Annotated in this window: 17 protein-coding genes; 3 read left to right on the forward strand and 14 right to left on the reverse strand. The window is 56.4% G+C overall.

Features of this window, described 5'->3' with window-relative positions:
- Window positions 1-97: 97 nt before the first annotated feature.
- On the forward strand, window positions 98-2,956 hold the full coding sequence (locus QP891_RS02515) for a DNA methyltransferase (protein WP_284816918.1): 2,859 nt from the start codon (window positions 98-100) through the stop codon (window positions 2,954-2,956).
- A 29-nt stretch (window positions 2,957-2,985) separates the two neighbouring features.
- Here QP891_RS02515 and QP891_RS02520 read toward each other — a convergent pair whose 3' ends face one another.
- The 14 genes from QP891_RS02520 to QP891_RS02585 form a co-directional block, all read right to left on the reverse strand.
- Window positions 2,986-4,263 (reverse strand): hypothetical protein, encoded by a 1,278-nt coding sequence (locus QP891_RS02520; RefSeq protein WP_284816919.1) that lies wholly within the window; start codon window positions 4,261-4,263, stop codon window positions 2,986-2,988.
- Window positions 4,263-4,892, reverse strand: a complete 630-nt coding sequence (locus QP891_RS02525; protein ID WP_284816921.1) for a hypothetical protein — start codon at window positions 4,890-4,892, stop codon at window positions 4,263-4,265. Before QP891_RS02525 ends, QP891_RS02520 begins: the two co-directional genes overlap by 1 nt.
- Window positions 4,893-4,943: 51 nt before the next feature.
- Window positions 4,944-5,936 (reverse strand): phage tail tube protein, encoded by a 993-nt coding sequence (locus QP891_RS02530; RefSeq protein WP_284816923.1) that lies wholly within the window; start codon window positions 5,934-5,936, stop codon window positions 4,944-4,946.
- A 77-nt stretch (window positions 5,937-6,013) separates the two neighbouring features.
- Window positions 6,014-6,391 (reverse strand): hypothetical protein, encoded by a 378-nt coding sequence (locus tag QP891_RS02535; RefSeq protein ID WP_284816925.1) that lies wholly within the window; start codon window positions 6,389-6,391, stop codon window positions 6,014-6,016.
- Between the two features lie 3 nt (window positions 6,392-6,394).
- Entirely contained in the window at window positions 6,395-6,685 is a 291-nt protein-coding gene (locus QP891_RS02540; RefSeq protein WP_284816927.1) for a hypothetical protein, read from the reverse strand.
- Window positions 6,678-7,007, reverse strand: a complete 330-nt coding sequence (locus QP891_RS02545) for a hypothetical protein (protein WP_284816929.1) — start codon at window positions 7,005-7,007, stop codon at window positions 6,678-6,680. Before QP891_RS02545 ends, QP891_RS02540 begins: the two co-directional genes overlap by 8 nt.
- A 25-nt stretch (window positions 7,008-7,032) precedes the next feature.
- On the reverse strand, window positions 7,033-7,416 hold the full coding sequence (locus QP891_RS02550) for a Gp19/Gp15/Gp42 family protein (protein WP_284816930.1): 384 nt from the start codon (window positions 7,414-7,416) through the stop codon (window positions 7,033-7,035).
- An 18-nt stretch (window positions 7,417-7,434) separates the two neighbouring features.
- Window positions 7,435-8,493, reverse strand: coding sequence for a major capsid protein (locus QP891_RS02555; RefSeq protein ID WP_284816932.1), 1,059 nt, complete (start codon window positions 8,491-8,493; stop codon window positions 7,435-7,437).
- Between the two features lie 2 nt (window positions 8,494-8,495).
- A complete protein-coding gene (locus QP891_RS02560; RefSeq protein WP_259825042.1) occupies window positions 8,496-8,921 on the reverse strand; it encodes a hypothetical protein in 426 nt (141 codons plus the stop codon).
- A gap of 30 nt (window positions 8,922-8,951) precedes the next feature.
- Window positions 8,952-9,488 carry a hypothetical protein gene (locus tag QP891_RS02565; RefSeq protein ID WP_284792273.1) on the reverse strand — a complete coding sequence of 179 codons (537 nt, stop codon included), beginning with the start codon at window positions 9,486-9,488 and terminating at the stop codon, window positions 8,952-8,954.
- A 92-nt stretch (window positions 9,489-9,580) separates the two neighbouring features.
- Window positions 9,581-10,306, reverse strand: a complete 726-nt coding sequence (locus tag QP891_RS02570; protein ID WP_284816934.1) for a VG15 protein — start codon at window positions 10,304-10,306, stop codon at window positions 9,581-9,583.
- Window positions 10,307-11,782, reverse strand: a complete 1,476-nt coding sequence (locus QP891_RS02575) for a phage portal protein (protein ID WP_349018352.1) — start codon at window positions 11,780-11,782, stop codon at window positions 10,307-10,309. It abuts the gene before it with no gap.
- Window positions 11,779-13,395, reverse strand: coding sequence for a terminase large subunit domain-containing protein (locus QP891_RS02580; RefSeq protein ID WP_284816937.1), 1,617 nt, complete (start codon window positions 13,393-13,395; stop codon window positions 11,779-11,781). The genes QP891_RS02575 and QP891_RS02580 overlap by 4 nt, the downstream gene beginning before the upstream one ends.
- Before the next feature lie 4 nt (window positions 13,396-13,399).
- Window positions 13,400-13,864, reverse strand: a complete 465-nt coding sequence (locus tag QP891_RS02585) for a phage terminase small subunit (protein WP_023021091.1) — start codon at window positions 13,862-13,864, stop codon at window positions 13,400-13,402.
- A gap of 476 nt (window positions 13,865-14,340) precedes the next feature.
- Between QP891_RS02585 and QP891_RS02590 the strand changes: the two genes are divergently transcribed.
- Together QP891_RS02590 and mfd are read left to right on the forward strand one after the other, a co-directional pair.
- Window positions 14,341-14,958 (forward strand): TetR/AcrR family transcriptional regulator, encoded by a 618-nt coding sequence (locus tag QP891_RS02590; RefSeq protein ID WP_284769966.1) that lies wholly within the window; start codon window positions 14,341-14,343, stop codon window positions 14,956-14,958.
- Window positions 14,959-18,600 (forward strand): transcription-repair coupling factor, encoded by a 3,642-nt coding sequence (gene mfd, locus QP891_RS02595; protein ID WP_284769965.1) that lies wholly within the window; start codon window positions 14,959-14,961, stop codon window positions 18,598-18,600. It abuts the gene before it with no gap.
- Window positions 18,601-18,634 lie beyond the last annotated feature (34 nt).

The following is an 18,634-nucleotide window of genomic DNA, read 5'->3' on the forward strand; positions in this document are numbered from 1 at the left end:
AATAGCGTCACAATACATACACCAGTATAAAACACAGTATCGACCACCCCGAGCCCCTATCACCGTGGCCCATGCATCAAGCACTTATAATTTCCACATGGCCCCCATCACACCCGACCGCGCTACTATTCGACACAACCTCACCGAATTCAAACTTCGGTGGCTTGCCCACATTGAGCAGTGGAAGGCGGAAAACCGGCCTGCGACTGAGTCGAGTCACGACCAACAGTTCTGGGGCGACCTACTCGACTGTTTCGGTGTCAACGCCCGCGACCTGTACCTGTACCAACGCAGTGCAAAACGCGCCTCGACGGGGCGCACCGGCAAAATTGACATGTTCATGCCCGGCAAAGTCATAGGTGAGGCTAAGTCCCTCGGCGTGCCACTCGATGACGCCCATGCCCAGGCCCTCGATTACCTGTTGGGCGGTACTATCGCGAACTCGCACATGCCGGCCTATGTTGTCTGTTCCAATTTCGAGACCCTGCGGGTTACCCGTCTTAACCGCACCTATGTCGGCGATAGCGCCGACTGGGATATTACGTTTCCCTTAGAGGAGATTGACGAGCACGTCGACCAGCTTGCTTTCCTCGCCGACTACGAAACCACCGCCTACCGGGAAGAAGAAAAGGCGTCCCTGGAAGCCTCTCGGCTAATGGTGGAACTTTTCCGCGCGATGAACGGCGACGACGTGGACGAAGCCGTCGGTGATGAGGCTCCTACCACGCCAGAGGAAGAAGACGAGCGCGTCATGCGCACCTCTATCTACCTCACCCGTATCCTCTTCCTTCTCTTCGGTGACGACGCGGGGCTTTGGGATACTCCGCATTTGTTTGCGGATTTTGTGCGCAATGAAACCACCCCAGAATCCCTCGGCCCCCAGCTCAATGAGCTATTTAGCGTGCTTAATACCGCCCCGGAAAAGCGGCCTAAGCGTTTACCGTCTACGTTGGCGAAGTTCCCTTATGTCAATGGTGCGTTGTTTGCCGAGCCGTTGTCCTCGGAGTACTTCGACTACCAGATGCGTAAAGCTCTGCTTGCTGCCTGTGACTTTGATTGGTCGACTATCGACGTTTCCGTCTTTGGTTCTTTGTTCCAGTTGGTTAAGTCGAAGGAAGCTCGCCGCAGCGACGGCGAGCACTACACCTCTAAAGCCAACATTATGAAGACCATCGGCCCGCTTTTCCTAGACGAGCTTCGAGCGGAAGCAGACAAGCTGGTGTCTTCTCCGTCGACGTCGGTGGCCGCGTTGGAGCGCTTCCGCGACTCCCTGTCTGAGCTGGTATTCGCTGATATGGCTTGTGGTTCTGGAAACTTCCTGCTTCTGGCGTATCGGGAGTTGCGGCGGATTGAAACGGACATCATTGTCGCTATCCGCCAGCGCCGCGGTGAAACGGGCATGTCGTTGAATATTGAGTGGGAGCAGAAACTATCCATCGGCCAGTTCTACGGAATTGAGCTGAATTGGTGGCCTGCAAAGATTGCCGAGACCGCAATGTTTTTGGTTGACCATCAGGCGAATAAGGAGCTTGCCAACGCTGTGGGTAGGCCTCCTGAGCGGTTGCCGATTAAGATTACCGCGCACATTGTGCACGGCAATGCCCTGCAGCTTGATTGGGCAGACATACTCCCGGCTTCTGCCGCCAAGACGTATATCTTCGGTAACCCGCCGTTTTTGGGGCATGCGACGAGAACTGCTGAACAAGGTCAAGAACTCCGAGATTTGTGGGGCACTAAGGACATTTCACGCTTGGACTACGTCACCGGCTGGCATGCAAAGTGCTTGGATTTCTTTGAGTCCCGAGAGGGTCGTTTTGCGTTTGTCACCACCAATTCAATTACTCAAGGAGATCAAGTTCCACGGCTGTTTGGGCCTATCTTCAAAGCAGGGTGGCGTATTCGTTTCGCTCACCGCACGTTTGCGTGGGCCTCTGAGGCACCCGGTAAAGCTGCTGTTCACTGCGTCATTGTTGGCTTCGATAAGGAGAGTCAACCACGTCCACGTCTGTGGGATTATCCCGATGTAAAGGGCGAGCCAGTCTCAGTGGAAGTAGGCCAGTCCATTAATGCCTATTTAGTAGACGGCCCTAATGTTCTTGTCGATAAATCCCGGCATCCTATTTCGTCGGAAATATCGCCCGCGACTTTTGGAAATATGGCGCGAGATGGCGGCAACCTTTTAGTTGAGGTAGACGAATACGACGAGGTTATGAGTGACCCCGTATCGGCAAAGTATGTTCGCCCTTTCCGGGGTAGTCGAGAGCTAATGAACGGCCTAGATCGGTGGTGTCTATGGCTTGTAGATGTAGCACCGTCAGACATTGCCCAGAGTCCGGTTCTGAAAAAGCGTCTAGAAGCGGTTAAGTCCTTTCGAGCCGGCAGTAAAGCGGCAAGTACACGGAAAATGGCTGAAACTCCGCACTTATTCGGCCAGCGGTCGCAACCGGATACTGATTACCTTTGCTTGCCGAAGGTAGTAAGCGAACGCCGCTCGTATTTCACCGTACAAAGGTATCCATCAAGCGTAATTGCTTCTGACCTAGTATTTCATGCTCAAGATCCAGACGGCCTGATGTTTGCGTTAGCGTCGTCGTCGATGTTCATCACATGGCAGAAGACCATCGGAGGCAGACTAGAGTCTCGAATCCGCTTTGCGAATACCCTGACGTGGAATACTTTTCCTGTGCCCAAGTTGGATGAGAAGACGCGGCAGCGGATTATTAAGGCGGGCAATAAGGTGCTCGATGCTCGCGCGCTGCACCCAGAGCGCTCATTAGCTGAGCACTACAACCCACTCGCAATGGCACCGGAACTCATCAAGGCACACGACGGGCTCGACCGAGAAGTGGATAAGGCCTTTGGCGCTCCTCGCAAGCTCACTACCTTCCGTCAGCGCCAGGAGCTACTGTTTGTTAGCTATGCCGAGTTAACCAAGAAGAAAGGGGACGAAGGATAAACCCTCGCCCCTCGTCTCCATGGATTTCCCTACACGGTCAGCGCACCTACAGCTAGGTACGCGACCACCATCAACGCTACCGCGTCGCCGATAAGAACGCCCGGCTTCAACGCCAGCGGAGTCAGCACAGTCTTCAGAACGCGCCAGTTAGCAAACAAACCAGCAGCCAAAGTCTCAACACCGCGTAGACCTAAGCCGCGCACCGGCAAATGACCCAGCTGAGGCAGTCGCGACAGCAAAAATACATTGAACAGGATACGGCCAATGTTCAGCCCATTGAGAATCTTCAACAGGTTATTGCCGCGAACCGCAACGCGAATCGGGGTAGACAGGACAAGGGAGTCCACCGCGGCACGAACAGCCTTCACCACGGCCTTAGTGTTAAACGCTGTCAGCGAGTTAATAAGCACCTCGTTAAAGACGTGCAGCAGTGCTTGACGTACCTCATGGTGGTTAAACATCTGCAGCGCAACAACAATAAATGGAAGCTTCTTTGCTGCCTTAAACTGCGCGATAACCGGGGCCGCCAGAAGACCCTTGCCTGCGGTAAACAAGCCCTTGACCAGAGCAGCCTTCACCGCCACGCCCAAATCAACAATGCTCTTAACCGCCTCAGCGCCCTGGGCGACAACGGAACCAGCAGCCAAAGCCACAGCCAGCAAAGGAGACAATCCCTCAGCAGCCTTCACAGCCTTGCGCACAGCCTCATCAGCGCCCAAGGAAGCCAACTCGCCAATGAGCTTGCCGCCACGCTCAGTGACAGCGTCAAAGTGCTTCGCCAGCTCATCAAGCTCATCCTGTCGCAGCTCAGCCAAAGCCTCCAACACATGGCCAGGCAAAGCACCACCAGGCAGCTTCTTAACCACCTGTGCAATCGGTGCCGAAGCATTCAGCGTATCCAACGCCTCAGCAAAATCACGGGCAACAGAACGAATCTCAGAAAGGTCAGAGACCTTCTCCAGACCAAGATCCTTCAGCTGGCCCTCAAGCCCATCAACGAGCTCATCAGCCGCGGACTTAAAGTCGGCAACCTTCTTCAGCGGGTCCGGCTCATGAATAGCGGTATCAATATTCGCCTTGAGGGTATCCAGGACTTCCTGGCCGCTTTCAGCTTCACCCACCAGGGTAGAAATAGCCTTTTCAACTTCACTGCGAGTATCGTCACCCAGGTTCAGCAGTGCGCTAGAAGCCTGGGTGAGTGCGTCTGCCATTTCGTGTGGAATAACGCCGGCCGACTCGAGGCGGTCCACGAGGTGGGTGGGGTTGAATTCGCCGTAGTTATCGCGGTCAATGTACTTGTATTCCATTACTTTTCCTCCTTGGTGTCCTCGTTGAATGCGCGCAGAATGTTGATGAGGGCAGCACCGATTGGCTGGGCGGAGGAACCAATGCCGGTGACCAAGTCCGTGAGCTTCTTGCGGTCAGCCTCGGGAAGAGCGTCAAACTTGCCTACTAGTTCTGGGAAGCCATCGCCCGGGGTGATTCCGTCGAACAGCTTCTTAGCGTAAGAAGAACCAACGAAATCATCCACAGCGGAACCGACCTTGCCGGCGTGTTCTGCGAGTTCTTTCACATGTTCTGCGGCCTTGTCGGGGAGAGCTTCAGCATCGCCGAACTGTTCGGCCACGAGGTCATGCAGGCGAGTCTGTGCGTCTTCGATGCCCTTGATAGCTGAAGGAACGCCAGTGCCTGGGAAGACCAATGGTCCGCCGAGAATCTGCTTGAGGTCATCGGCAAGAGTCTTGGCGTCCTTGACAGTGCGCCCCAGCATGGAGACCTGCTGCGGAATGGATTCAGAAATCTTGTCGATGATGGTATTGAAATTAGAGAACATGCCGGTGAGAGAATCAGCAGTGTCCTTTTCCACGCCGCCTTCCTGCTGCAGGTCGCGGATGGAGTTAGTGATCTGAGAAAGCAGGCTGTCGTTGTTGGCCATGAAATATTCCCCCAAAATGTAGTGTTTAAAATTACCCGAATAGGTGAGTGTTTAGATGATGCCGCCGGTTAGGTCATCAATGGTTTGACGTCCGCCGGAGCCGGTGAGCAGGTCTACAACTGCTTGGGCCCAACGCTTGTGACGATTCAGCGGAGTAAACGGTAGTGCTTCCACGTCCTTAATCAGCGTGGCGGCGTCTTTGCCTTCCAACAGGTCGGAAATCAGCTGCAGCAAATCGTCCACACCGTTAAGCGGCGCCAGGTGCGTAGTGAGCTTTTCGATGAAATCAAGGTTCAATCCGCCCTTACCGTCAATGAGCGAATAGAAAAGACCCGCAACCAAATCCGGCGAGATTGGCAGACCATCGAGGGCATTACGGACAATGTCTTCAATTTCTGCCAGGGATACAACCGGTAGCCCATCATCTGGGAAGCGGTCATCGTCATCCTTCTTGACGTTGCGGCGGTCGATGTAGGTGTAGAGGTTGTTTCCGTTTTCATCTGGGAAGCACTCAATCGTGGCGTCGAAGCCTACGACCTCACCTCGCGAGAACACCTGGTCGTCGAGCTCGGTGACGCGACCATTCGGGATGAACAAGCGTCCCTTCAGGTCTTCGCCGCCGTGAATGTCAAAGATGAATGAGCGGTACGGAGTTTCCGTAGCGTTGTCAATCATCTGGACTGCTCGTCCATCGTGACGGGAACGGAAGTTGCCTTCGCCCATTACGGCGGTAGCAACGTGAGAATTGACAATCTCGTGGAACTTGCACTTGATTTGCACCGAGTGGTTGGACTGCAACACGGCCATGGTGTCACCATTCCAGTCCACGACCTTTTCGGTATCACGGTCGACAGTCTTGGTTAGTCCGTCCTCGCTGATGTAGCCAGCTGGGCTGAACTTGTTGACAGTTGGTAGTGCAGCCACCCTGACAGACGCAGAGTGTGGTGTCTGTAGCGGGTTGATGCCCGCCATGCCAATCCATGCGGCGCCGCCGCTTTTGACCTCGGGCGCGCCGACAACAATGTTTTGTCGCATACGTGACATGCGAATTCCCCCAAATTTTTTACCCCGAGTAACCACCCCAAGCAGGGCAGTTACCACATACTATACATGAAAAATACTTAACTTAGCGCTGTCCACAATGTGCCCGCGCCCTGCCAACGAATAGCAGAAGGCCTATCCGGGTCAGGGAAAATATATGGGTCGGTATCAGTATCCCAATCCAAAATATCCCCCTCAGCACGGTAAGAGACCTCCATACCCTCCAGACAGGCGGACAGTAAGTCCACGCAGTACTCATCGTCGGTGCCGTAGACCTGCAGCATGATGCGAGTGCGGTCCGTAACCGGTGTCTCTCGGTCAGGAGCAGCAGCATCAACCCGAACCATAGGACCAACAAACCCATCCGGAACCTTGGTAGCTACATGCACTCCGTCGAACTCGGAGCCTTTAAGCCACCGCTTTAAGCATGAGACAACAATCGCAGATGGATGCCGCATTACTTAATCTCCCTTCTTCGGTGACTTCGAGGCGACCGGGTAGGCGCCTACAGCCTTTTGCAAAGCATTATGCTTCCTCTCGTGCCCGTAGGCCTCCCAGTCATACGGAGTCGGCACGATAAGCGCACGCCACCTACGATGACCAGGTTCCGCTTCCTTGACGACGTAGTGCTCGCCGACCTTCGACCGGAACTCCTCGGCTTTGTTATCAACCAGTTGCTTAGTTTCCGATGATTCCTTGAGCACGCGGTTAAAAAACTGGTGATTCATCTTGAACTTAAAGTTGTCAGCCACGCTCTACCCCCTCAAAAATACGCAGCTTATACTCCGCCAATCCCGGGTCCCACCACGGCCCATGCGTGAAATCATGACCGCCATCGGCAACCACGAAATCCACACCACCGAGTTGAACTAAATCACCGGCATGCACATCACCTGGAAGCGCAAACAACGCACCGGCCCAATCCACGCGCCGAATATCCTTATCATCCGGACCAGATTCCGGGGAATCGCTAATAGACCAACCAGCAGCCCGAATATTCTTTGGCTTACCCCACCTAGTTGCTGGATTACCGAAAGAATCTTCCCCCGAATCCTCACGACGGCGAACCTGCACAGTGTAGGGGAGTGGGTACCCCGACTTAGTAGAGCGAGACCGTGAACGCGCCACGACGACCACCCCTAACCGAGCGCAGCATACGCTTATCCTCAGCCGTTAAGAAAACGCCGCCAGCATTCGAATTCGACCCGAAACTCTGACTCGTAGAAAACGGACCCGCAGTAAACGACTGAGACTCAGCACCCACAGGAGCAGACGACAAGCCACGAGAGACAGCGCGGGCAGCCACACGAGCACACACCACACGAACCGCCGCCGGAACTGACTCATCAAAATGCTTACCCAAATAAGCATCAATAGCAACCATGGCTTCATCAACCATCGCCGAAATAAGACGTTTATCGTCTTTATCCGCCTCAATGGTTAAACGGTCAGTAACGTCGTCAATCGTGCAATATGTGTCCACGTGAACCCCCAAACTGGACTACTTAGCGCTACGGCCAGCCTTCTTCGCCGGACCAGGCTTAACCACGTGAGCAACCATGGCCATATTCGGATTCGTCAGAATCGGCTGAACAGCACAATTAGCACGAACCCAATACGCCATCGGGTCGTTCTCACGCCAAGCACCCACCGCAATCTGACCAGCGCCAGATAGGTTGTACTCCGGAGAATTCATCTCCACCGTCTGGCCCCACACGGTATAGCCCAGCAGACCAGACTGAGTCTCCGGCGGCAGGAAGTACAGCGTATTCTCATCGAGAATTCGGCGCGCAGCCTTACCATCACGCACAGAACGAGAATACGACGTAATGCCCGGAAGGCCTTGGTCCTGCAGCACAGCGTTAATAGCGCCGGAGGAGACTCGAGCCAGCTCGCCCGTGGTGTTGGCCGCATCGCGGAACTGCTTATTCGTCTGCAGCTTCTGGATAACCTTCGGCGAGGCAATAATGGTGCCCGGCTTGGTACCGTTGGCATCCTCATAGGCCATAGCCCACGAGATGATGTCTTCCAGGGCGCCGGAGTCCTGGTCATCCCAGTGCTTCTTCGGGGTGACCTCGAATTCCTCATCGCGGCCAATGCCGGCGTCGACGATGGCGCCATTTTCGATATAGCGCACACGGCCAGTAGTGAGAACGTCACCGCGGGCGACCTCGACGCGGTTAGCAACTGCGCGGACAACCGTCTCGGTGGCCTTGGTCATGTCATCTTCCTGGAAGCGGGAATCTCCCTGGTGGAAGCTACGCAGCTGGTCCATCTCGTTGATGCGGACCTTCTGACCAATCAGAGGCATCTGCATCATGGCCTTCTGGCCGCCGCCCATGGAGCCAATCGGCGTCTCAGCGTCTGCAGAGCGCACCTCAGCCAGGCGTCCGGTGTCCTGCTCGGTCATCCAGCTGAAGAACATATCGTTTATCAGCTGGTCTGGGAAGTAAGCAGACAGGGAACCACCGGCGGCCTGCAGGTCGTTCAGGTAGTGGTTTGCGTAGATAGTCAGGTCCTCAGGCGAGAGGACCTCGTTCCAAATTTGCGTAGAACCCATGATTAATCCTCCCGTACGTCGCCGATGGCATCGAAGTTGGTGGAGCCATCCTCATTCCACAAGGAACCGTGCGGTTCGTGCACGAATGTGAACTCTGCATGGTCGCAATCTGCGATGTTCACGCGGTTGTTGGAATCCGGAAGGCGGTCAATGCGAACACGGCCGTGCCAGACAATCGGCACAACCTCGCCTGGATTATTGTCCTGGTCCGTCAGCAGAAACCCGTCCACGGACTGCGTCTTTGACGTCACTGGCACCCAGTAGTCGCCTTCGCGGTGCAAGGCGGTGCCAGAGGGCAGGACGGACGTGCGAATATGGGTAGTCTTCTCGCCCAGCGTGCCGGTTTCGGCGTTATCTACTGCGTGGCGAGAGCCCAGCCACGACAGGTCGCTGGGAGAGTAACGGTCAAATTCTGGCCGAAAGTGCATAATATCCCCCGATGATGTGATGAATGCGGACTACGCCCCCTGGCGCTTTTTACGCCTTTGCCACAGCTCCTCACCCCGAGAAATGCCCTGATTAGGTGATTCCCAGGTAAGCCGCGACGATGTAGGGGCGGCGGGGGAGTGCTTACCGATGAGGTCTTTAAGCGTGGATTCAAAATCGTCATCGTCAGCGTCGAGCTTATCGACAGCTGCGCAGAAGCTTTTCGAATCGAATAGTTGCTCTACGTCGCCGCCGAGTGCCGCGATGTGGATAATCAAATCACGATTGTGCTGAGCATCTTCAACTTGGCTATGGGCCGTAGAGAGCTCGGATTGTAGGTCTTTAATCGTGGATTCGAGTTTCTCTTTATCCGCGGTAAGCTGCTCAACTTGTGCTAACGATTTTTCCGCCCGGGTTTCCCACGTGCGAGAGTGGGACCGCATGTCCTCGTACTTTTTACGGTAGTCGGGTGGTGCGGTTTCGGATTCAGCCTTTGCGGCGTTGGTGGCAGCATCCACGCTGGTGGTGTCCTTTTCGGACTTGTCAGTGCGTGCGTCCTCGTGCGGCACAGTCTCCCCCTAAATGTTCAGTTTGTGGACTACGGCCTCATTCATCCCTTCCGGATACAAACCGTAACCACCCAAAATAATAGCACACGTGTTCATTTGCTCAGGTCGCCCACCTGGCGCATAGCCTTCAGCACAGCATCCGGATTCGTGCTGTCAACTTCTTCCAAGGCCTTTTTATAAATCTTTTGCGCTCTAATCGTCGATTCTGGAAGCTCAACATGGCCGCGTTTACGGCATATCACAAGGCACCGGCAATGGTCATGAAAGTGAGCACCGGAATACCCACCACCAGCAGTAGACCGGGACGTGTAATCAAAACCGCGAGAGGCCAAAAGGGTGCAAAACGCACATGCCCCAGGATGCGCAACGCGAGCCCACGAACCCCCGCCTTTCCACGCCGTATGCTCAGTGTTTTTACGCTGCCTGGAATACAATTCATCAGCGACGATAAACCCCATCGAATTCAACGTGCGATTATAACCTTGCTCCTCAAAAAACAGCGGTGCGAAATCATGTGCCATCCGGGCTTCAACCTGCTGGGAATCCACTCGCTGAGGTTTCCATTCCACCGGCCGCATTCCCATGTAGTCTTCCTGTTCTTCTAGCCACGCCATTGTGGCGTCGGAGACGGCGGTGCCGTAGGAGTCGATGGTTTCGCGCGCCATTTGCCGGAGGAGTTCTTTTTGTCGGTAAGGGTCCGCCGTCAAGTCCGGTATCACGAGGGCGCGTGAGTTAAGGTCGGTAATGGCCTGGCGGGCGATGGAGTCGACGACGGGTGTGATTGAGGACCAAGGCCGTTGTGGGTCTACCGCGTTCATCTAGCGTTCCTGCCTGGCGTCGTCGCTGGCGTTTTCACGCGGTGACGGTGCCACCTTTTCGGAGTTTTGACGTGGCGATTCGGTATTTTCTTGGTCTTGAGGTGTCGAGGCCTGTAGCACCTTTGCCAGTTGTGATAGGCGTTTACTGCGGTTTTCCTGCTCGATTTGGAGTCGGTCGGCGGCTGAAAAATGCAGGTTCTTCAGCAGTACTTCGGAATCAGGTGCGAGTACTCCGGAAGTCAGTAGCTTTAGAGCCCAATCAGCATCAGCGGCCTTGGACGCAGTAGCCGGGTCACGCCAATCCACTTCGAGCCCGTCGACGAGGTCCTCAATGTCGACGTCCTGGTCGAGGTCAGACACCTGCACCAGCACGCGGGCCAGCTCCAGCAAATCCGGATTCATTAACTCCGTCTTAATTTCAGATGCGCGAATCAGTTGCTCTTTCCACACGCGAATCGAGTCACCCGAGGGCGGATTTTCCGTCATGAAACCAAAATACTGTGCAGGAATCTTCGACTCAGAAGCAATCAACTGAGAATAGGCACGTACCTGCTCGATAAATGGAGTAGGAGGAGACGACGCGAATTGTCCGACGCTGGGCTGCTTGGGGTCGTCCTCATCGCCATTGATGACAAGCATCTTGCCGATAGAGGTACGCCAGCCCATTTCAACGCGGTCGAACTCCGTCATGCCTTCCGGGTCGTATCCGAAGTCCTCGGGTGAGGCACCGGTAGCCCAGCGTTGAGGAGAAGCATAAAACTCGGAATTGTACTCCATGTTTTCCAAAGTACGGGCGGCAGCGTCGGTAAGATACCGCACGGCTGGGGTAATTTCTGACTGTCCAGACCAATGCGAAGTGCGCAGGCGATTGCGCAGTCTGAACATCGGGAACCCGCCTCCAGGAACGTCGAATCGCTCCACTGAGCGCACCGTTCCCATGTCGGTTGAGTCTTTGGAAATAACGATGACTTCGCCCTGCAGGTAGAGCACTTCGCGGTACACGCCGTCGGAATTAACCCCAGAGCGGCGGTACCCGGCCACTGGCCCGTTTGTGGCGTCATCCCACAGCAGTGAGCCAGATAAGGGCGATACTGACCGCAGGCGGAATACGCCGTGTGGGTCGGGCTCTACAGCTAGTAGACCCAGACCGAAAATCAACATGTCCAAGATAGCTTCAGAGACTCGAAGCGGAACATTGAACCGACGTGTGACTAGCCGCATCTCTTCGCCATAGTCAGGCGAGATGAACCCATCCATGCGTAGCAAGTCACCGTAGGTATCCACTACGGTTGCCGGCCATCCGGAAACAACCCCAATATCCGACAATGTACGAGGCACAGCCACGCCAATGCGCTGCACACGATGTGTCCCATCATAGTAGGACGCCAGCTGCTTATTACCCTGCCGGTGTCCTGTGACTTCGGTATTTAAGACTCCTAGAATGTCTTCTTCATTTTGCGTTAGCCCCCGAATCATAAAACGAATGACCCCCTCTTCTTCTTCGGCTTTGACACCCCTCGAGACACAGCATCCAAGTAGCACTTATAGGCCATGACTGCTGCATACGCTGCGTCAATTTTATCAGCAGACTCCGGTGACGACTTATAAAGCAAATATCCAGTACGTGTTTCCCTGCGCTTCGCGTTCAACAAGTGTGCGCGCAAATACGGTCCACCGTCGTAGGTAATGTCGCGGTTGACTACCGCCTGCCTAAACTCGCTTAGTGATTGGTACACCGCGGCACTTTTACCCCGCGGCCACGCCATCAACGGATGCGACGAGGTGGCCTTAACCTTTAGCTTCGGGGCGAATTCTGCTTCCCACGCTGAAACATGCTCAGTCCATCCGGATGGGTCGCAGTACATGCCGACGACGCGATAACGAGAGAAACAATCACGCACTACTGCATCTACCTGGCGCGTATCTGGCTCCCAGTCCGGGTCTCGTGGGTTCTTCGACTGCCATACTGCAACTTCGAACAGATGACCATCTGTTACGCGCATGCCAATTAGCGCGGTCGCATCCGCATTACCACGCACACGACCTCTTGAGCCGTCAAAGCCCAACACAATCTTGTCGCCTGGCTGTACAGCCTTATCCCTATCCTCAATGGCATCTACCTCGAGGTGGGAGAGGAAAGAATCGGACGAAGAGACAATCTGGTTCAAATAAAACTGGCGCGCATCTGCAGGGTCCGTTGAGGGGTCCCAAATCTCGGTAATGATGCGCTCAATATCAACCCAGCCGCCATTGTCTCTAGCGGAATCGCCATAAGCATGAACCAGCCCGCGGTAAAGGGAATCATGGTCAGCTAAGTCCGTATCCTCAGGGGCTTCTCGGTGGTCTACCAGAATCGTTTCTCGCTTAAGCCGCCCCTGCTGCTGCAGCTCGAGAGCTTTAAACGTTTCCTCAGCAACCGAGCCACTGCCGGGCCTATAGGCGTTAGGAGTCTCGATAGAATGACCACCTAGCTTGCCTGTGTTGCGACGCAGCACTGCAGCTAGCTTCACACCACCGTTACTCTGAGTCCACGCTTCGGTCTGGTCGGCGGAAAACCATACAGGCCTGCCGCCTTCTTTTGACAATGCGCCCGCGGTAATGAATTCAATTCGGCCTTTAGGAAGAGCGACAAACGTCTCCATAGGGTCAATGTCATAATTTCGCATAGCTGGGCCGTCTCGCAGCATCTCTAGCAGTGGTCCATAGGCATTCTTGGACTGGTCCTCGTTGACCGCGGCAAACTGTACTTTCGGTGTGGTGAATTCAGACCACGGAACTCCCACAGGCTGCCCTGATGCATCCCACCCGCCGAAGCACACTGGTCCTAGTGCTTCTAGGGCGCCAATAGCGCCCATAATTGGCGACTTACCCCAGCCTTTGGGGCGGGAGAGAATCCCGCGTGTATAGACACGTTGTCCAGTTTCAGGGTCGAGCTTGTAGTAGCGCAGAATAAAGCGAGCTTGTTCAGGCGTGAGCACCAGGGGCTGGTATTCGGCGCAGTCTGGCTGGGCGAGGTTTTCTTCAATCCACGCTAAACATTCCCAACCAAGTGAGGGGAATTCTCCAGGTTCTCGGGGTTTAAAAGGCATGGGTTTAGTCCACCGCCTTCAGGCTACGGTAGCGGCCGCGTACGTCTGCTGCAGCGCGGGAAGCGCGGCGCTTATCTTCAGCTTCGTCTGCGGTGGCCATGGTAATGCGGTGGCGGGCAAGACTGTCAGGCGTAATGCCGTATTGGGCGAGTTGCAGGCGGCGTTCTGGGCCGAGTTTGGTGTCGCCGCGGTTGTAGGCATCGTCGAGAATCATGGTGCGTGCTAAATCGAGCCACTGAGTTTCTTGGAGGCCTTGAGTCTTCAATGGTGGAAATTCGGACAAGGTGTCCCAGAAGCGGAGTGTTTGGTTTGTCCAGGGCTCGTCTGTGGCGGGGTTGGTAGGGCCGTAGATGTCGGTGAGTTTGGGCTGCGGTACGAAAGTGACAACGATTTCTCGTTGTTCGATGTTTTGTTGGTTTCTTCTCGCACGTGATTTTGGATTCTTCGGTGCGGGACCGCGTCCTGCCATTACTATCCCCCAAACCTTTCGGCTATTGTTAGCTATCTAGTTCTATTATAGTGTGCTATACTTCTTGGTGGCAGCTGCCGTTCGGGGGAGATGGCTCCGGGTCGATTTTCGGCTCGGAGCTATTTTTATGTGTATGGGAAGTTGCTGGTGTAAGTGGTTTTTGGCGGCGTGTTTTGGGGTGAAAACGTGACGACATTTTGACGACATAAGCCACTGGAAACGGCTGGAAACGACTGGAAACGACTGGAAGCCAAAAACTAAGAAACCCCCTCTCACCAGCATTTTTGCTGGTAGAGGGGGACGGGAAAAAGCTTCCCCACCAGGACTCGAACCTAGAATGGCGGTACCAAAAACCGCAGTGTTGCCGATTACACCATGGGGAACCACAGCGATCGCTGTAGCTATAGCGTACCTGATGCCCCCGGGTAAATAACAAATTACTAGGTAAGGGTGGGGCAAAGGATAGGGTAGAAGGCATGGTTCGACAGAGAATGACCGGACGCGAGCGCCGCGAGCAATTGATTTCCATTGGACGCGCCGCTTTTGCGGAATTGGGGTTTGAAGGCACCAGCGTTGAAGAGATTGCGTCGCGCGCCGGAGTATCGAAGCCGGTGGTCTACGAGCATTTTGGGGGCAAAGAAGGCCTGTATGCGGTGGTCGTGGATCGGGAGATGCTGGCGCTAGAGAAAGTCATCAAGGATTCTTTAGAAGAGGGCAGCTGGCGCGAGCGCATTGAGCAGGCCGTGATGGCACTGCTGAATTACGTCGAGGAAGAAACCGATGGTTTCATCATTCTGGTACGCGATTCGAAGCCGGGCGAGGAGCGCAGTTTTTCTACGCTGCTCAATGCAGCGGTGGGGCAGGTGGCCTATATCTTGGGTGAGGCCTTTGAGCACCGCGGTATTAATCCGGAGCTGGCCAATATTTACGGGCAGGCCCTCGTGGGCATGGTCTCTACTACGGCGCAGTGGTGGTTGGATGAGCGCAGCCCGGAGAAACCGGATAAGGAAGTCGTCGCTACGCATATAGTCAATCTATGCTGGAATGGTTTGTCCGGTATGGAAATTAAGCCCAAATTAGGAGGCAGGAAGTAAATGGCGACGCCAATGCTGGCAGGTCTGCTTAAGGTCGCGGCCACGGACCCGAAGCTCAAGGGGCTTGTGGCCAATGTGGGCCAGGACCTGCACATTACGGGTATCGATCAGGCGCGCCCTTGGGCTCTTGGAACTTTGGCCCACCACGCGCCGGTGCTGGCGGTCACGGCCACCAGCCGCGAGGCCGAGGATCTCACCGCGGAGCTTACCGCGATGATGGGCGATAAGGTCGCGATGTTTCCCTCGTGGGAGACGCTGCCGCACGAGCGCCTGAGCCCAGGCGTGGATATCATCGGCAAGCGCGCGCAGGTGCTGCACAACATTGATGACCTGCGCATTATTGTCACGGCCGCGCGCGGGCTGTCCCAGCCCATCCTGCAGGACATCGAGGGCCGTGCCCCGGTGCATCTGGAAGAAGACCACGAATATAACTTCGATGATGTGGTGCGCAGCCTGGAATTTCGGGCGTATAAGCACGTGGACATGGTGGCCAAGCGCGGTGAGTTTGCCACCCGCGGTGGCATTATCGATGTCTTTCCCACCACTTTGGATTACCCAGTGCGCGTGGAATTTTGGGGCGATGAGGTCACCGATATCCGCCAGTTCTCTGTTGCTGACCAGCGCACCATCCCGGAAATCGAGGTCGGCCGCGTCGATATCTTTACCGCCCGCGAGCTGCCGATTACGGATGCGGTAGCGCAGCGCGCGGCCACATTGGCGGCGACGCACACCGGCAACCCAGCGCTGGTGGAGCTGCTCACCAAAGTCAGCGAGCATATTCCGGCAGAGGGCATGGAAGCAGTATTGCCCGTGCTTTCCGATGCCCCACTGATCACCCTTTCCGAGTTCCTCCCCGCCGCCACGCACGTGGTGATGGTGGCACCGGAAAAGATCAGGCGCCGTGTGGAAGACCTGGAAAAGACCGACGCGGAATTCCTCGCTGCCGGCTGGGAGGCTGCTGCCATGGGTGCGGATGGACCCTTGTCCACGGAAGGGCTCGATACTGAGGGATCGAGCTACCGCTCCTTTGAGTCTTTGGAGGTCTCCATTCGCGAGGCCGGTCAGCCGCTGTGGACATTTTCCCCACCGGGCATGTTGGCCGGGCCAGAGGAGGAAACCCTGCCGCTCGAGTTTGAGCCTGGGCCCACCCCGCGCGGTGATATCAAAGAGATCGATGCCATGATGGCCCAGCTGCTGGCGCATACAAACGCTGGCGGGCGTGCGGCATTTATCGCGCCTGCCCAGGGTGCTATCAAGCGCATGGTGGAGCGTTTTGCCGAGCAGGGCATTCGCACCAAGGTGGCCACCCCCGGCTGGGAACCCAGCGCGGGCGAGGTCACCCTGTATCAGGCCCTCAGCCATGCGGGCTTGGTCTTTCCCAAGGTGCGCAAGCTCAAAGACGCCGAGGCACTGCCGCTCGTCGTGGTGACGGAAACGGACCTGACCGGTAACCGCGTCGGCGATATTGCGGACGCCAAGCGGCGGCCGGCCAAGCGCCGCAATAAGGTGGACCCGCTGGCGCTCAAGCAGGGCGATTTTGTGGTGCATGAAACGCACGGCATCGGCAAGTTTTTGAAGATGGCCGAGCGCACCATCCAATCCGGCGATGAGAACAGCCGGCGCGAATATATCGTGCTGGAATATGCGCCCTCCAAGCGCGGGCAGCCGGCGGACCAACTGTGGGTGCCGATGGATTCGCTGGATCTGCTCAGCAAATACACCGGCGGCGAATCGCCCCACCTATCCAAGATGGGCGGCTCGGACTGGAAGAACACCAAAAAGAAGGCGCGCGCCGCCGTGCGCGAGATCGCCGGCGAATTGGTGGATCTCTATGCCAAGCGCCAGGCCGCACCGGGACACCAGTTCGCGCCCGATAATCCCTGGCAGGCGGAGATGGAGGACAATTTCCCCTTCGTCGAAACCGAGGACCAGATGCTGGCCATCGACGCAGTGAAAGAGGATATGGAATCCACGGTGCCGATGGACCGCGTGGTCGTCGGTGACGTGGGCTATGGCAAGACCGAGGTCGCCATTCGCGCCGCCTTCAAGGCCGTGCAAGATGGTACCCAGGTCGCCGTCCTAGTACCCACCACACTGCTGGCGCAGCAGCACTACGATACCTTTAGCGAGCGCATGGCCGGGTTCCCCGTCAAGATGGCGGTCCTATCGCGCTTTACCTCAAAGAAGGAAGCCACGGAGATCTTTAAGGGGCTTGCCGATGGCTCGATTGACATCGTCGTTGGCACGCACCGCCTGCTGCAAACCGGCGTGCACTGGAAGAACTTGGGTCTCATCGTGGTCGATGAGGAGCAGCGCTTCGGCGTGGAGCACAAGGAACACATCAAGGCGCTGAAAGCCAGCGTCGACGTGCTAACCATGTCCGCGACGCCGATTCCCCGCACGCTGGAGATGTCCATGGCCGGCATCCGTGAAATGTCGACCATCCTCACCCCGCCAGAGGATCGCCACCCGGTGCTGACCTATGTCGGCGCCTACGAGGATAAGCAGGTCGCGGCCGCCATTCGGCGCGAGCTTTTGCGCGATGGTCAGACCTTCTTTATCCACAATAAGGTTTCCGATATTGAAAAGAAGGCGCGCGAACTGCGCGACTTGGTGCCAGAAGCACGCATCGTCGTTGCCCACGGCCAGATGAATGAGGACCTGCTAGAAAAGACCGTCCAGGGATTCTGGGACCGCGAGTATGACGTTTTGGTGTGTACCACCATCGTGGAAACCGGACTGGATATCGCCAATGCGAATACGCTCATTGTGGAAAATGCCCACCACATGGGCTTGTCGCAGCTACACCAGCTGCGCGGGCGCGTGGGCCGCTCCCGCGAGCGCGGTTACGCCTACTTCCTGTACCCCAAGGGCGCCACGCTGACTGAGACCTCCTATGACCGCCTGGCTACCATCGCCCAGAATAATGATCTGGGCGCAGGCATGGCCGTGGCCATGAAAGACCTAGAGATGCGCGGTGCTGGCAACGTGTTGGGCGCCCAGCAATCCGGTCACATTGCAGGCGTGGGCTTCGATCTCTACGTGCGCTTAGTCGGCGAGGCCGTCGAGGCCTTCAAGTCCCTGGCCCGCGGCGAGGCACCCGCGGTGACGGACGAGGGTCCGAAGGAAATCCGCATCGATCTCCCCGTGGATGCCCACATTCCAGAGTCCTATATCGATTCCGAGCGCCTGCGCCTTGAGGTCTACCGGAAGCTTGCGGCCTCGCAGGACAACAAGGATCTCGCGGCGGCGCGGGAGGAAATGGAAGACCGCTTCGGCCCGTTGCCCAAGGAGGTCGAGCGCTTGCTCGCCGTGGCGCGCCTGCGCCACCAGGCACGCCGCGCCGGGGTGGCAGACATTACGGTGCAGGGCACTCGCGTGAAATTCCACCCGGTCGAGCTGCCGGATTCCAAGCAGGTGCGCCTGAAGCGTCTGTACCCGGGCTCGAGCTTTCGCGCTGCGGCCAAGGCCATCAATGTGCCTTTCCCCAAAGCTGGGCGCAATGTCACCTCGCCCAAGCTGCGCGATGAAGAGCTCATCCAGTGGGCGGCGGACTTCTTGAGCGCGCTTTTCGATGTCCAACCCATCAACGTCTCCGGCGAGAAAGCCGGCGCCGGATCGGTCATCAGCGTAGGCGAGTAGCCGATGGGCGAGTAGCCCCTCGGCGTGTAGCCCG

Origin of the sequence: Corynebacterium sp. MSK310, from assembly GCF_030227355.1 — a bacterium.
GTDB classification, from domain to species: Bacteria; Actinomycetota; Actinomycetes; order Mycobacteriales; family Mycobacteriaceae; genus Corynebacterium; species Corynebacterium rhinophilum.

Excerpts from the sequence above, each read along its gene's own strand:
- QP891_RS02515 (WP_284816918.1), top strand. The coding sequence starts at position 98 with ATGGCCCCCATCACACCCGACCGCGCTACTATTCGACACAACCTCACC.
- QP891_RS02520 (WP_284816919.1), bottom strand. The coding sequence starts at position 4,263 with ATGGAATACAAGTACATTGACCGCGATAACTACGGCGAATTCAACCCC.
- QP891_RS02525 (WP_284816921.1), bottom strand. The coding sequence starts at position 4,892 with ATGGCCAACAACGACAGCCTGCTTTCTCAGATCACTAACTCCATCCGC.
- QP891_RS02530 (WP_284816923.1), bottom strand. The coding sequence starts at position 5,936 with ATGTCACGTATGCGACAAAACATTGTTGTCGGCGCGCCCGAGGTCAAA.
- QP891_RS02535 (WP_284816925.1), bottom strand. The coding sequence starts at position 6,391 with ATGCGGCATCCATCTGCGATTGTTGTCTCATGCTTAAAGCGGTGGCTT.
- QP891_RS02555 (WP_284816932.1), bottom strand. The coding sequence starts at position 8,493 with ATGGGTTCTACGCAAATTTGGAACGAGGTCCTCTCGCCTGAGGACCTG.
- QP891_RS02560 (WP_259825042.1), bottom strand. The coding sequence starts at position 8,921 with ATGCACTTTCGGCCAGAATTTGACCGTTACTCTCCCAGCGACCTGTCG.
- QP891_RS02570 (WP_284816934.1), bottom strand. The coding sequence starts at position 10,306 with ATGAACGCGGTAGACCCACAACGGCCTTGGTCCTCAATCACACCCGTC.
- QP891_RS02575 (WP_349018352.1), bottom strand. The coding sequence starts at position 11,782 with ATGATTCGGGGGCTAACGCAAAATGAAGAAGACATTCTAGGAGTCTTA.
- QP891_RS02580 (WP_284816937.1), bottom strand. The coding sequence starts at position 13,395 with ATGCCTTTTAAACCCCGAGAACCTGGAGAATTCCCCTCACTTGGTTGG.
- QP891_RS02585 (WP_023021091.1), bottom strand. The coding sequence starts at position 13,864 with ATGGCAGGACGCGGTCCCGCACCGAAGAATCCAAAATCACGTGCGAGA.
- QP891_RS02590 (WP_284769966.1), top strand. The coding sequence starts at position 14,341 with ATGGTTCGACAGAGAATGACCGGACGCGAGCGCCGCGAGCAATTGATT.
- mfd (WP_284769965.1), top strand. The coding sequence starts at position 14,959 with ATGGCGACGCCAATGCTGGCAGGTCTGCTTAAGGTCGCGGCCACGGAC.